Genomic DNA, 14832 nt, shown 5'->3' with positions numbered 1-14832 from the left:
ATTGCCTCTTTGTTTTGAGAGTCGCTATTTGCTACTATAGCTATATATGGATTTTATTTATCACTCTACCAAAAAGGGTTGTGAATCTGTGAAACTTGTATTGCTGTCTGGCGGCTCTGGCAAGCGCTTATGGCCTTTATCCAACGACTCCCGTTCCAAGCAATTTCTGAAGGTTCTTCCCGGTCCGGATGGTGGAAGAGAGTCCATGGTTCAACGTGTATGGCGGCAAATCGGGGAGGTTGGACTTGCCTCTCATGCTTGTATTGTCACGGGGAATGCCCAGGCTGAAATTATACATAGCCAAATCGGCGAGCAAGTCCCTCTTATTATTGAACCCGAACGCCGGGATACCTTCGCTGCCATTGTACTTGCAGCTTCTTATGTGAATTCGGTCATGGGGGCTGACTCGAATGAAACCATCGTTGTGATGCCAGTGGACCCGTATGTGGAGCTGGAGTTCTTTACGACTATTCAAAGGCTGGATGAGGTACTGCAATCCACAGGAAGCTCTCTAGCACTTATCGGCGCGGCGCCTACGCACCCCTCCGAAAAATATGGATATATACTGACGGAAGAGAGTACCGGCGAGGTCAGAACGGTGAAGCGCTTTGCAGAGAAGCCCAAAGAAGCGGTGGCTCGGTTTTTTCTCGAGCAGGGGGCATTATGGAATTGCGGTGTTTTTGCTGGGAAGCTGGGGTTTTTCATGGAGCTACTGCAGCATCGGGAATTGCCGTTGGAATATGAGTCTCTGCATGATCGTTATCATGATATACGAAAGAACAGCTTCGATTATGAGGTTGTGGAGCATTTGAAGGACATCAGTGTTATTCCTTATACAGGCTATTGGAAGGACCTGGGCACATGGAACACCCTAACGGAAGAAATGACCGAGTCCATCAGCGGGAAAGGGGTATGCAGCCATGACAGTACGAATACACATATTGTGAATGAGCTGGATATTCCGGTCGCTGTTTTAGGGGCTTCCAATCTGATTGTAGCGGCCAGCCCCGATGGTATCCTGATTGCCGACAAGGAGGAAAGCCCCAGGATTAAGGAGATTCTGACAGATGACCAACCCCGTCCTATGTATGTGGAACGGTATTGGGGATGGTACCGGGTGCTGGAGTACGGTGCGAATGACCGGGGAGACGAGGTTTTGGTGAGGCGTGTATGTATTCTGGCCGGGAAGAGTCTAAGCTACCAACTGCACAAACAACGTGAAGAGGTATGGACGGTTACGGCAGGCAAGGGCGAAGTGATGCTGGAGGACAGGCGCAGGGAGGTTCATGTGGGAGATGTCATCCGTATTCCCCAGGGAATCCGTCATTCTATCCTGGCCCATCATGAGCTGCAGATGATCGAAACGCAAATTGGAAGCAGTTTATCTGAAACGGATATTTATCGGTTTGAGGACCCCTGGAAAGTCGAATAGAAGAATTGCAACAAGAAGAAAGTCGAATTGGGTCTAATGGTGGAATGATGGTGGTGAGTTTGGTAAATATAGTTCCAAGGGCCTTACATTTCTCCGCAAATCTATTATAATAGAAAGAAACTGTTATAATAGGGGAAACGATTCATATGGCCAGCCGTTATTTTAAGGAAATTCGGACTCCGTTTCTGTTAATTGGCATTAAGGTCTTTCGGGATGAAGAGGCCCGCCTGTGGATCAAGGTTCGTTCCAATCCCCGGAAGCCTCTATTTAAGTCAAAGCCAAGTGCATGAGCATTCCAGCAAAGATAGATGATTAGGTGGAGGAGAAGTGCTGAATGAGGAAGGTAAAGAAGGCAATTATTCCAGCCGCCGGTTTAGGCACACGTTTTCTGCCGGCGACCAAAGCTATGCCCAAGGAAATGCTTCCGATAGTAGATAAGCCGACCATTCAATATATTGTGGAAGAAGCGGTGGAGTCAGGGATTGAAGATATCATCATCGTGACCGGCAAAGGCAAACGTGCCATCGAGGATCACTTCGATAACCATTTCGAATTGGAGCATAACCTGTTGGAGAAGCAGAAGCTGGCGCTCCTGGAGGAGGTGCAGCGTGCCTCTAACCTGGTGGATATTCATTATATCCGCCAAAAGGAGCCCCGCGGCTTGGGCCATGCGGTATGGTGTGCGCGCAAGTTTATCGGAGATGAGCCCTTCGCCGTTCTGCTAGGTGACGATATTGTCAAGGCAGAGCCGAAGCCATGTCTAAGACAACTGATGGAGGAATACGATAAAACTGAATGCTCCATCATTGGCGTGCAGGAAGTCCCGTTCCAGGAGACCCATCGTTATGGTATTGTGGATCCTGATGGACAGAACGGCCGGCTTTATCAAGTGCGTAATTTTGTAGAGAAACCTGCCAAAGGTACAGCACCATCTAACCTGGCCATTATGGGCCGGTATATCCTGACCCCCCGGATTTTCGAGCTTCTGGATTCTCAAGAGGTAGGAGCGGGTGGTGAAATCCAACTTACGGATGCCATTCAGAAGTTGAACCTGGAGCAGCCCGTATTCGCCTATAACTTCGAGGGCAGACGTTATGATGTGGGAGAGAAGCTGGGCTTCATCATGACAACGTTGGAGTTTGCTTTGGCTAACGATGAGCTGAAGGGGCCGTTGATGGAAGAATTAGTGAAGTTGATTGGGGAAAGAACGATAGGCTCTACCATGTGAGTCAACTATTCCGGCGTTGGAAGAAGAATGGTATAATACACTAGTATTGTATCATTTCGGACTCCACGCTTTTTTATTGGGAGGTTATTGGTTCATGAAAGGTATTGTATTGGCAGGTGGAAGTGGAACAAGGCTTTACCCCCTCACAATGGTGACGAGCAAACAATTGTTGCCTATCTACGATAAGCCTATGATTTATTATCCCTTGACTACTCTTATGCTGGCGGGGATCAAGGAGATTCTGATTATTTCCACACCTGAGGATACACCCCGGTTTGAAGGATTGTTGGGTGACGGTTCCCAGTTTGGAATTTCCTTAAGCTATAAGGTTCAGCCTAGCCCAGATGGATTGGCCCAGGCCTTCATATTGGGAGAATCCTTCATCGGAGAAGATTCCGTGGCTATGATTCTCGGGGATAACATTTATTATGGCAGCGGATTGCGTAAGAGGCTCCTGAAGGCGGCTGGGAAGGAAAAAGGGGCTACAGTATTCGGCTATCATGTCCAGGATCCGCAGCGGTTCGGTGTGGTGGAATTTCACGGAGACGGCAAGGTACTGAGTATTGAGGAAAAGCCCCAAAAGCCCAAATCCAATTATGCTGTAACGGGTCTGTATTTCTACGATAACCGTGTTCTAGATATTGCCAAGCGGGTTAAGCCGTCTGAACGAGGGGAATTGGAAATAACCTCCGTTAATCAAGCTTATTTGGAGCTTGGAGACTTGGATGTGGAGCTGCTGGGACGCGGATATACCTGGCTGGATACTGGTACCCACGAAAGCCTGGTGGATGCGACCAATTTCGTCAGAACGGTAGAGGGTCATCAGGGTATTAAGATAGCCGCTCCTGAGGAGATTGCATATATTAATGGGTGGATTACGCGGGAGCAGCTGCGCTGCTGTGGAGAGAAGCTGAGTAAAACCGGTTATGGGCAATACCTGATCAAGGTTGCCAACGGACAAATTCAATACTAATTTTGCTAAAAGATTGGAGTCGGCATCATGGAATTTACCAAGACCAACCTTGAAGGTGTGCTGGTTGTTGAACCCTGGGTATTCGGAGATCATCGCGGCTGGTTTATGGAAACGTATAGCGAAGCGGCATTCTCTGGAGAAGGGTTAAAGCTGGAGTTTGTACAGGATAACCATTCCTTCTCGGCAGCCAAAGGAACGTTAAGAGGTTTGCATTATCAGTTAAACCCTAAAGCTCAAACGAAGCTGGTGCGTTGCACAAAGGGTGCCATTTATGATGTGGCCGTGGATATCCGCCGTGGAAGTCCAACGTATGGCGCTTGGTTCGGAATAGAGCTCAGCGCAGAGAATAAGAAGCAATTATTGATTCCTAAAGGATTTGCTCATGGGTTTATGACCATCACCGAGGATGTTGAGGTTCAGTATAAGGTGGATGAATTGTACGCTCCGGAATGTGACGGAGGAATATTATGGTCGGATCCCGATTTAGGAATTGACTGGCCACTTGATATTCAACCGGTTTTGTCCGCCAAGGATGAGAAGGCGCCGCGTCTTACTGATGTGGAGCATAACTTTGTGTATGGGGAATGATGGAATGAAGATACTGGTGACAGGTTATAACGGGCAGTTAGGCTACGATGTGGTAAAAGCGGGGTTATCGCAGGGGCTGGAGATGGTCGGTGTTGGCATAGATGATCTGGATATCACCGATGGGCAGGCGGTTCATGCGGCAGTCAGCCGGATCCGTCCGGATGCGATTGTCCATTGTGCAGCATATACAGCCGTGGATAAGGCAGAGGATGAGGTGGACCTGTGCCGCCGGGTGAATGTGGACGGTACCCGTTATTTGGCTGAAGCAGCTAAGACTATCAATGCCAAGATGATGTATATCAGTACGGACTATGTTTACGACGGTCAGGGTTTGGAGTTCTACAAGGAGACTGACAAGCCAGCGCCAATCGGTCAGTATGGATTAACGAAATATGAGGGCGAGTTGGCTCTTCAATCAATCTTGGAAAACTGGTATGTTATCCGTATCTCCTGGGTTTTCGGTATCAATGGCAATAATTTCATCAAAACCATGCTTAGACTGGCTGAATCCCGTGCTGAGCTTAATGTGGTTAGCGATCAGTACGGTTCTCCAACCTATACGGCAGATTTGGCTAAGCTAATTGTGAGTATGATTCAATCGGAACAATATGGTATTTATCATGCTACCAACGAGGGAATCTGCAGTTGGGCGGAGTTTGCGGAGGAGATTTTCCGGCAAGCGGAGAAAGACGTGAAAGTAAACCATATTACCACCGAGGAATATCCTACCCGGGCGGTCCGGCCCAAGAACTCCCGGATGTCCAAGGATAAATTGGAGGTTTGCGGCTTCCAGCGGCTGCCACACTGGCAGGATGCATTGAAGCGGTATCTGGAAGAGCTAAACGCGAAGGGATGAGCGTATTGACACGTAAAAAGGTACTGGTAACAGGTGGAGCGGGATTTATTGGCGGCAACTTCGTCCAATACATGGTGAACAAGTATCCGGATTATGATATTTATAACCTGGATCTCTTGACTTATGCCGGAGAATTGGCGAAGCACAAGTCAATAGAGGATAAGGAAAACTATCACTTTATTCAGGCGGATATTGCCGATATGGCGGTTATCAACAAGCTGTTCAGCAAAACCGGATTCGATTACGTAGTTCACTTCGCGGCGGAGAGCCATGTGGACCGCTCGATTACGGACCCGGGAGTATTCGTGCGTACGAATGTACTAGGTACACAAGTGCTCCTGGATGCAGCCAAAGCAGCAGGAATCACGAAGTTTCTGCATGTTTCTACAGATGAGGTGTATGGAGAGCTAGATTTCGACCCTGAGACATTCTTTACAGAGGAAACACCAATACAGCCTAATAGCCCTTACAGCGCCAGCAAGGCCGCCTCTGACCTTCTGGTGAGGGCGTATCATGAGACATACGGCATGCCGGTGAACATTACCCGCTGCTCCAATAATTATGGGCCTTATCATTTCCCCGAGAAATTGATTCCGTTAACCATCTCCCGGGTTGTCAATGACCAGAAGGTTCCGGTATATGGGGACGGTAAAAATATCCGGGATTGGCTGCATGTCTGGGACCATTGCTCTGCGCTTGACCTGGTGCTGCACCAAGGTGTAAGCGGCCAGGTGTACAATGTAGGGGGACATAATGAGCGAACCAATCTGGACGTGGTCAAAACGATTATCCGGACGTTAGGGAAGAGCGAGGACCTCATTGAGTTTGTCACCGACCGGCTGGGCCACGATAAGCGGTATGCCATCGATCCCACCAAGCTGGAGGCCTTGGGCTGGATGCCGCAATATTCCTTCGAAACGGGGATTGCCCAGACGATCCAGTGGTATCAGGAGAATGAGGACTGGTGGAGGCCGTTGCTGAAGCGGGTGTGATGGAATGAAAAAAGGTTGGACTTCCGGGATGGAGGTCCAACCTTTAATTTTATTTCAGCGAGGATACGATATTGTCAATCTGCGCCTTTGAGTCAGGATACTTCCCTATAAAGCTGTTGTATCTGTTTTGATCTAAAGTCCCCTGTTTTTTCACGAGAGCCAGGTACCATTGGACAATTAACTGGTTTTGTTGGAAGGAGGCCGGGTCTGCCTGCGGATTGACACTCTCTAGCAGCCCAAAGGCTTCTTCTCCGGCAGGCTGCAGCTGCAACCAGGCTTTTTCATACTCGCCATTCACCATGTTCACTTGTCCTACTGAATAGCGGATGATGGGGCTATGGTAAAAAGGTCTGCCTGACAGCTGTTCTTTTGGTAATGTAGCGATATGATCTACACCTTTTTGAACCTTGTCATAAATGTCTAGTAGGGCTGCCCACGTCTGGTCCATCCTCACCTTGTCGTTAGCTTGTTTGGCTTGATTCCACTGCGTATTATATATGGAAGCAATGCGTTCATAGAAGCTGAGTTCCCACGGATACTGCTGTAATGCTTCATGCAATAATTGAATAGAAGAGGCATAGTCTTGTTCGGTCATATAAAGGGAATATTGCCGTTCTAATAAAGCTCGGTTATTCGGCTCCTTCTTTCTAGCTTCTGTTAAGGTAGCAGCAGCTTGATCGAGAAACTGTTGCTGTTGTTGATCTTTTGTTTGGGAAGCCACCTGCATAAAAAAGTCAACTTTGAGCCCGTAAAAGTCAGGCTTAGGGTTAGCTTTAATAGCCGAATCTACCTGAGCCATAACTTCATTGAAGGATTTGCCTTGTTGTGCATATGCGATGGCTTTTTCGTATGAGTTATTGGCGTTGATTCTGATAACGGAGAAGATGAAGAATACCAATGCCAGAATACCAACAACTGCCGGGTAGATGAATCTTTTGGATGAAAGTATAGACAGCTTGCTAATCCATTTGGGCTTTCCGTCCAGGATGGAGGCCATTCCTCCCAAACACAAGAAGACTAAGCTTCCCAGAAACACATAACTAAGTTCGAAATCCAAAATGCTATGAACGAGAATAGATACGGATATCATGTAGAAAATAAGGCGTTTTTCCGTATGCTCAACGTGTTCTGAAAATGATTTTCTTACAAATAAGGTATACACGATTGTTAATAGGCCCATAAATACCACAAGTCCGATTATGCCCACTTCGTTCAAATACTGAAGAAAGAAATTATGTGCTTGACGGCTTGTGTAGGGGTTATTCTGATACTTCTCATATAAAACGGCCCAACCGCCACCGCCTGTACCGAGTATGGGATAATCCTTGAAAAGCTTAATGGAATCCTTATAGAAGGTTCCCCGCTCCAGAACACTGTGTTGATTGAAGTTAATGTTTTCTAAACGTGTCTCCAGGTTATCGGGAAGAAGGGACTTTACAGGAGTCGCAAGCAACAACACAGCTCCCAATGCTCCTACAACAACCAACGCAGCCGGCAGCACCAGTCGAGTTCGTTTACGGGAGGAGAAAACGGACAACTTCTTATCCAGGCGAGAGAACACATAGGACTGCAGCAACCATATGATAGCCCCTGATACGACAGAAACCCCAATTACCACGGCCCAACCGCTTAAGCTATCTCCATTAAACCAACTTAAGGTTTGGGCGGATTTCCGGTCAGGGGAGACTGTCGTAAGCAATTGGTTCACTATGCGGGTGGACTTGTCCGTTATATAACCGGTGATGGGGAAAGAGCCTATCACGCCAATCATCATATAAAGAGCGAACATCAATTGTCTGGACATCGTCATAAGCGGGAGAACAGCGAGAAAGATAAAAGGCATTACTACAATGCCCCCGCGGGATAACGTGAGCCAAAATGAGAGAAGAATCGGCACAATCATCATTCCGTTGACAAAAATCACATACCACTTTCTGGAATGAGTGGTATAGTAGAGACTGCATAATAGAATTGCCATAAGGAAAGCTGCGTAAGCATTGGCGTACTGGAATACGGAAGTAAGGCGAAGTCCTTGGTCGAACATAACCGCGTCTTGAGAGTACATATTTCCGAAGGCACAGGCTAGGCCGTATAGGGTTACTAAGTAGCCCACTATGGTAATAGTAGCTTGCAAGAACTTTGCTCCGAATTCGCGGCGGTTTAGTAAAACACCCGCAAGAAATAATGTAATATACATCATATGTATATGGGTCATGCTCTTAGCAAGATCCGGCGAAGCGGCTTTAAATGAGGAAATCCAAAAAGTTAATGGGATTAGCCAGACATAAATACTGATTAAATCCCGATTATCCTCTAGTTTCCACTTGAAGAAAAGTTTAATAGAAATCATTATTAAGGCAAGAGATGAAAGCATTAAAGCTGTATTGATATTTTTATCAAAAATAGTAGAATAACCATTAAATAACGCAGTATGAAACGCCGCATAGAAGCAAATGAAGATAAGTGCTGACATAACGATCCAGTACAAAATGGATTGTTGGTCGCTTTTTAGCACAAGATTTTTTTTTGTCGTTTTTTTGTTTTTCACAAGAAAAGCTCCTTCATTCTGGTTTGGTGAGAACAAATGCAGTTTCTCAAATTATCGGTTTATCGACAATGATCATATTTTCTCGTATACTTATTTGGTAAATAAAATCCTTCCATTTCCTTATATTACTTGATTATGTACCGAAAATTCCATATAGCGGGAGAAGTTATTGTGAAATTTTTGAAGAAAATTATATTTGGAGTTTTAATTCTGACCATTGGATTTTCGGCCTTTTTTATTTTTTATCATCATGAGAGACAAGGCAAAACTGTGCAGCTATCCTTTCAAGTACAATCAGGGATGTCCGATCAGTACCAGGTTTTTTATGCTGCGGATGGTCAACAATGGGCGGAAGAAAGATCCATTAGCGTTCTTTACAGTAAGGTGGGAGAATGGGAAGAATTGGTATTTGATTTGCCGCAAAAAACACAACTAGTTCGAGTTGACGTTGGAACTAAACCAGCTTCAATTAAATTTGTTGATTTCCAAGTGTCCGGGAATGTTAAGGTAAAGATTCCACTAAACCAGCTTGAGGTAACCTTAAACCAAATGCAATTATCATTTACCAAAGAAAACTCATATGAACTATTTACAGAGGGGGAGGATCCTTTTTTTTTAGTTAATATCGGCCCCTATATTTTGGATTCATTCAATACAGTATCCACTAAAGACCTAATTGGAGATATTATCATAGTCTTGTTCATATGTTTTATTTCTTCTATTATTCTCAAATATTTAAAGATAACTGTCAAGCTATCAAGAATTCTATTCACCGGTCGTCAATTGATATTAAGTCTAGCCCGAAACGACTTCAAGACAAAATATGCATCCTCTTATTTGGGTGTCACCTGGGGATTTATCCAACCTATTTTGACTGTAATTACTTACTGGTTTGTATTTCAGATTGGCTTACGTAGCGGTAACGTCTCGGAAGTCCCTTTCATTTTATGGTTTATAGCAGGCATTGTGCCATGGTTCTTCTTTGCTGATGCTTTTTCTGGTGCAACCAATGCATTATCAGAGTATGGTTATTTAGTTAAGAAAGTAGTATTCCAAATTGAGCTTTTACCGGTTGTTAAAATTGTATCAGTTTTGTTTGTACAAATTTTTTTCCTTGGTTTTATCTTAATAGTATATTCGTTGTATGGATATTATCCTTCATTATATAATTTTCAGGTGTTATACTATCTTTTTTGCATGTTTATACTGGTCGTCTCATTAAGTTATTTTACTTCGGCTGTTGTTCTATTTTTCAAAGATCTCAATCAAATAATTGCGATTATTCTGCAGATAGGTTTTTGGTTTACTCCTATTGGTTGGCCCCTCTCTATATTATCTGATAAGTGGCGTTTTTTGTTCCAAGGAAACCCGATGTATTACATTGTCCAAGGGTACAGGGATTCATTTATTGATCACATTTTATTTTATCAAAGACCTATAGAAACTTTATATTTCTGGTTTGCTTGTTTGACCATACTGACTGCTGGTGTTGTGATTTTTAGAAAACTAAAGCCGCACTTTGCAGATGTCCTATAGGAGTGACTACTGAATGAGTGCAATGATTGAATTAGGGAGTATTAGTAAAACATATAAGTTATATTCGAAGCCGCTGGATAGGTTGAAAGAAGCCCTCTCCTTGTCAAAAAAGAAATACCACCATGATTTTAATGCACTAAATAATATAAGTTTATCTGTTATGAAAGGAGAAGCGTTAGGCATACTCGGGAAAAATGGCTCGGGGAAATCAACCTTACTCAAGTTGATTACGGGTGTGTTATCTCCATCAAGCGGTAGTTTAAAGGTAAATGGGAAAATATCCGCGATTCTTGAACTGGGAGCAGGATTTAATCCGGAATATACAGGCCGAGAAAACATATATTTAAATGGATTAATGATGGGTTATTCTCGTGAACAAATAAATGAAAGAATGAGTGCAATTATAGATTTTGCTGATATCGGTGATTTTATTGAGCAGCCTGTGAAAGTATATTCCAGCGGCATGTTTGCTAGACTCGCCTTTGCTGTATCCATAAATGTAGATCCTGATATTCTTATCGTAGATGAGGCACTTGCTGTTGGGGATATACGATTTCAAACCAAATGCATTGATAAAATGAAGGAATTGAAGGCGAAAGGAACTACTATTCTGTTCGTCTCACATGCCACGGAGCAAGTAAAACGTTTTTGTAATAGAGCCGTATGGTTAAAGGACGGTCAGTTGGTGGCCGATGGGGAAGCTAGCGAGGTTGTTGATTTGTATGAAGATTATATGAAATATGATACTTTTTTGAAAGACGAAGGGTTGTCTTCCCCAATTGCTGAAGCGCCTGAAGTTGGCTTTGAAATCCCGGAAAATTGTGATCTGCTGGCGAGTGTCCAAAATGTAACTTTAAATAAAGGCAACTTTAAAACATTCGATGCACTCGAGGTAGATGTAGTATATGATATTTATGAAGAGAAGATAGATGATTTTCTTATTGGTGTAGCTATTTATACACCTGATAGGGAGTACATCTTTGGACCCAACACATATCTGGAGAAGGTGCAAGTTCCGCGGCAACGAGGACGACATGTGGTGAAATATATTATTCCGAAGCTATACCTTCTTGGCGGAACATATTGTATTGATGTAGGCGCATTTAATAATGAGGGTTTGGTGTGTTTAAATTATAAACAGGAAGCTGCCCGATTCACAGTAACTAATAATTACTTTTCTGAGGGTTTAGTATATATGGAGCATAGATGGGAAGTGCAAAGATGAGGACTGTTCCTTTTGACCAATACCAGCGATATAATAACGCCGCTGAAATAATTAATAATGCTCGTCAACATCCAGGTGAATCTTTTCGGATATTAGAGGTAGGTGCAAATGAGCATCAGAATCTTGAGTATTTTTTACCTAATGATGACATTAAGTATTTGGATATACAGCTTCCGGAAGAGTTGCTAAATAACCCCAAGTACGTCCTAGGGGATGCTACTGAAATGAACTTTGAAGACGAAGCTTTTGATATCATTATTGCTCTCGATGTATTCGAGCACATTCCCCCTGAGAGAAGAAACAGCTTTATTGATGAGCTTTATAGAGTTAGCGCAAAGGGATTTATCATTTCTGCCCCGTTTCAAACATTAAAAGTGGTTCAAGCCGAAAAACGGTTAAACTCGCTATTTAGAACACTGTTTAATCAAAATTATACGTGGTTATGGGAACATAAAGAATATGGCCTGCCCTTGCAGAGTGATCTCGAAGAGTATTTGAAAAAAAATAATATGAATTACAACGTATTAAGTCACGGTGATATTCGCATATGGGAAAAGTTAATGGGCTTACACTTTATCTCTATTATTCATCCTTCATTAATTGAGTACCGCCAAAATTTGGACGATTATTATAACCAGCACTTATTTACAATAGATTACACTCCAGTAGAGGATTCATACAGAAAAATATTTATTATTGAAAAAGATAATAGTAACCTGAGAAAGTATGTAACCAAGGCCAATACAAAAAGTTTGCAGTCTTTAGATATAACTCAATTTGACGATATGGTTTCATTCTTTCATCAGTTGGCCACGGTGTTTATTTTATTAAAAAATCAGGTATCTATTGCAGATGTCCCAAAAGATCGAATTCAGATTTTTTTTGGACAGAATGGAGAGTATTCAGAAAACAATAGCTTAACTTTGGACTTTAACAAAGAAGATATTTACCGTCATTGTTCCATAAAAGTCCCTGAATTAATTGGATCAATTAATTCAGTACGAATTGACCCATCCGATTTCGCAGGTGCCTATAAAATAACAAATATAAAAGCTATTAATAATAACGGTGAGCCTGTGGAGTGTCAGAAACAATCGGGAAATTATAGTTTCGTTTGGATGAACTTAATGTTGTTCGAACATGATGACCCCAATTGTATTATTACTTTTAGTAATTCTCAAATAAATGAAATACAATTTGATGTTGTTTGCTACTCACTTGATTTCAGAATGTTAATTTATGAAGTAAAATCTATCTTAACTTGGACGCAAGAGCAACTCCAAGAGGCGAAAAGTGATATTGAAAATAAAGCGAATATAATGAGTGCCTTGAAAGCAGAAATAACGGATATTAAGCAAAACAATATTGAATTAGTAGAAAACATCACTAAAGTAAATTTAGAATTTGATGCGTGTAAGACAAGGATTGATAAATTAGTGCAAGAAAATAGTGAGTTAATTCACGAAACTGGGAATTTGAGATTGGAAAATGAATGGAAAAAATCAGAATATGAAAAATTTGAAAAAGAATTAAAAATAGCACTGGAAGAAATAAATAGTATTCATACCTCAAGATCATGGCGCATTATAAGGTTCCTAAAAAAAGTATTTAGAAAATCATGATGGAGTGATGATTCTTTGAAAGCTGGCAGGATATTTGGTCATATAAGGAAAGCAATTCACCTTTTAAAGCTCATTTGGAAAAAACCAGATTTTATTAAAAAAGGTCTAAATGAAATTAAGAAAAATGGTTTTGTAAAGTTCAAAGAAAAAATGATAGGGGCTCTCTATTCTAATCAAACATATAATCCTCCAGAAAATAGTAGAAGTCTTAATTATACTGATATTGAAAAAGAAATAAGTGCATTCTCTGAAAAACCATTGATATCTATTATTATGCCTGTTTATAATGTTGAGATTAAGTGGTTGAGTTTAGCTATTCAATCTGTTTTTTCTCAAACATACTATAATTGGGAGCTTTGCATTGTCGATGATGCCTCGACAAAGCAAGAAATAAAAGGGTATTTATTGGGAATTAATGATATAAGGGTAAAAGTGAAATTTCTTACTAATAACCAAGGCATCTCAGGAGCTTCAAATGAAGCAGTTTCTATTGCGAAAGGAGAATATATTGTTCTTTTAGATAATGATGATGAATTGCATATTAATGCGCTTTATGAAATTGTAAAAGCTATTAACCAAACCAGTGCGGATTTTATATATTCAGATGAGGATAAGATTGACTTAAATGGAAATCATAGATTTCCGTTTTTTAAGCCGGATTGGTCACCTGACTTATTGCGCTCACAAATGTATATTGGGCATATTTTTGCTTTTAAAAGGAAATTGTTTGAAAAAGTGGGCCGGTTTCGTTTAGGTTATGAAGGAGCACAAGACTTTGATTTAGCTTTAAGAATGAGTGAAGAAGCAATCCTTATTCATCATATACCTAAAGTTTTGTACTCTTGGAGAGAGATAGAGACATCTACCGCCAGTAACCCAGATTCTAAACCTTACGCACATGAGGCGGGCCTAAAGGCCCTTAATGAACATCTAGTCCGTGTATTCGGTAAAGGAAAGGCATGGGCGGTTGAAGACGAATTTCATTTTGTTTATGATGCACGTTATAAAATTGAAGATGAGGCTCCTTTCACAAGCATAATCATTCCCACTAAGGACAAACTCGAGTTGCTCGAGCCGTGCATTGAAAGCATACTATCTGTAACTGAGGGAAACGATTACGAAATTCTCATTCTTGATAATAATTCTGAAAGATTAGAATCAAAGAATTGGTTTGCAAAAATACAAGGCGAATATGCAAATATTCGTGTAATTCAAGCTCATTATGAATTTAATTGGTCTAAATTAAATAATCATGGTATCAGAGAGTCCCGCGGCAATGTGTTTATTTTCTTAAATAACGATACGGTTATATTAAGCAGCGATTGGATGCAAAGAATGTCTGAAAAGGCCTTGAGAGACGATGTGGGTACGGTAGGTGGTTTATTGCTGTTTGAAGATAATACGATTCAGCATGCTGGTGTGGTAATGGGGATGGGGGGATGGGCTGATCATATATTTAAGGGGATGAGGCCAGTTCATTTTGGTTCTCCCTTTGTTTCCCCTATGCTCACCCGAAATGTTGCTGCTTCAACTGGTGCATGTTTAGCCGTATCTAGGAAAACGATCGACAAAATTGGTGGCTTTAATGAAGAATTTATTATATGCGGAAGTGATGTAGAATTAAGCTTGAGGGCAATAAAAAATGGCTTAAATAATATTTATGATCCTCATGTTAAACTTTATCATTTGGAATCGAAAACCAGAACAAGCTTTATTCCTGAGATTGATTTTATTATGTCGGAAAAATATTATAGCCCATATCGCGAAGAGGGAGATCCATTTTTTAATGCAAATCTTTCGCTCTCTTCAGTAATTCCAATACAAAAATAGGA

The 14832-nt window shown here is 41.9% G+C and carries 11 protein-coding genes; 10 read left to right on the top strand and 1 reads right to left on the bottom strand.

The window, feature by feature from the left end; genetic code table 11:
• Window positions 1-88 precede the first annotated feature (88 nt).
• The 6 genes from ACI1P1_RS10420 to rfbB all read left to right on the top strand — a co-directional run bounded on the left by ACI1P1_RS10420 (window position 89) and on the right by rfbB (window position 6069).
• Window positions 89-1432 (top strand): sugar phosphate nucleotidyltransferase, encoded by a 1344-nt coding sequence (locus ACI1P1_RS10420; RefSeq protein ID WP_416216320.1) that lies wholly within the window; start codon window positions 89-91, stop codon window positions 1430-1432.
• Between the two features lie 334 nt (window positions 1433-1766).
• Window positions 1767-2660: a UTP--glucose-1-phosphate uridylyltransferase GalU gene (gene galU / locus ACI1P1_RS10415; protein WP_416216319.1), complete on the top strand. Its 894-nt coding sequence runs from the start codon at window positions 1767-1769 to the stop codon at window positions 2658-2660.
• 94 nt (window positions 2661-2754) lie between these two features.
• Complete coding sequence (rfbA, locus tag ACI1P1_RS10410) at window positions 2755-3633, top strand: glucose-1-phosphate thymidylyltransferase RfbA (protein ID WP_416216318.1); 879 nt, start codon at window positions 2755-2757, stop codon at window positions 3631-3633.
• Between the two features lie 27 nt (window positions 3634-3660).
• Window positions 3661-4221: a dTDP-4-dehydrorhamnose 3,5-epimerase gene (rfbC, locus tag ACI1P1_RS10405; protein ID WP_416216317.1), complete on the top strand. Its 561-nt coding sequence runs from the start codon at window positions 3661-3663 to the stop codon at window positions 4219-4221.
• A gap of 4 nt (window positions 4222-4225) precedes the next feature.
• Complete coding sequence (rfbD, locus tag ACI1P1_RS10400) at window positions 4226-5077, top strand: dTDP-4-dehydrorhamnose reductase (RefSeq protein WP_416216316.1); 852 nt, start codon at window positions 4226-4228, stop codon at window positions 5075-5077.
• 5 nt (window positions 5078-5082) lie between these two features.
• Window positions 5083-6069, top strand: coding sequence for a dTDP-glucose 4,6-dehydratase (gene rfbB / locus ACI1P1_RS10395; RefSeq protein WP_416216315.1), 987 nt, complete (start codon window positions 5083-5085; stop codon window positions 6067-6069).
• A gap of 49 nt (window positions 6070-6118) precedes the next feature.
• On the opposite strand, the gene ACI1P1_RS10390 is transcribed toward rfbB, so the two are convergent.
• A complete protein-coding gene (locus ACI1P1_RS10390) occupies window positions 6119-8617 on the bottom strand; it encodes an O-antigen ligase family protein (RefSeq protein WP_416216314.1) in 2499 nt (832 codons plus the stop codon).
• 171 nt (window positions 8618-8788) lie between these two features.
• Here ACI1P1_RS10390 and ACI1P1_RS10385 point away from each other — a divergent pair, with 171 nt between their 5' ends.
• Genes ACI1P1_RS10385 through ACI1P1_RS10370 form a run of 4 tightly spaced genes read left to right on the top strand, consistent with a single transcriptional unit; the run spans window position 8789 to window position 14830 of the window.
• Entirely contained in the window at window positions 8789-10153 is a 1365-nt protein-coding gene (locus ACI1P1_RS10385; RefSeq protein WP_416216313.1) for an ABC transporter permease, read from the top strand.
• Window positions 10154-10166: 13 nt separating this feature from the next.
• Window positions 10167-11378 (top strand): ABC transporter ATP-binding protein, encoded by a 1212-nt coding sequence (locus ACI1P1_RS10380; protein WP_416216312.1) that lies wholly within the window; start codon window positions 10167-10169, stop codon window positions 11376-11378.
• Window positions 11375-13000, top strand: a complete 1626-nt coding sequence (locus ACI1P1_RS10375; protein ID WP_416216311.1) for a class I SAM-dependent methyltransferase — start codon at window positions 11375-11377, stop codon at window positions 12998-13000. The genes ACI1P1_RS10380 and ACI1P1_RS10375 overlap by 4 nt, the downstream gene beginning before the upstream one ends.
• A 15-nt stretch (window positions 13001-13015) precedes the next feature.
• Entirely contained in the window at window positions 13016-14830 is a 1815-nt protein-coding gene (locus ACI1P1_RS10370; RefSeq protein ID WP_416216310.1) for a glycosyltransferase family 2 protein, read from the top strand.
• Window positions 14831-14832 lie beyond the last annotated feature (2 nt).

Source organism: Paenibacillus mesotrionivorans, from assembly GCF_046098205.1.
In the GTDB taxonomy this organism is placed as follows: domain Bacteria; phylum Bacillota; class Bacilli; order Paenibacillales; family NBRC-103111; genus Paenibacillus_AR; species Paenibacillus_AR mesotrionivorans.
Note: the sequence above shows the minus strand (reverse complement) of the source record. Positions and strands in the feature narration are given on the sequence as shown.

Bases quoted from the DNA above. Each gene is read 5' to 3' on its own strand.
- galU (WP_416216319.1), top strand. From the start codon at position 1,767: ATGAGGAAGGTAAAGAAGGCAATTATTCCAGCCGCCGGTTTAGGCACA.
- rfbA (WP_416216318.1), top strand. From the start codon at position 2,755: ATGAAAGGTATTGTATTGGCAGGTGGAAGTGGAACAAGGCTTTACCCC.
- rfbC (WP_416216317.1), top strand. From the start codon at position 3,661: ATGGAATTTACCAAGACCAACCTTGAAGGTGTGCTGGTTGTTGAACCC.
- rfbD (WP_416216316.1), top strand. From the start codon at position 4,226: ATGAAGATACTGGTGACAGGTTATAACGGGCAGTTAGGCTACGATGTG.
- ACI1P1_RS10380 (WP_416216312.1), top strand. From the start codon at position 10,167: ATGAGTGCAATGATTGAATTAGGGAGTATTAGTAAAACATATAAGTTA.
- ACI1P1_RS10375 (WP_416216311.1), top strand. From the start codon at position 11,375: ATGAGGACTGTTCCTTTTGACCAATACCAGCGATATAATAACGCCGCT.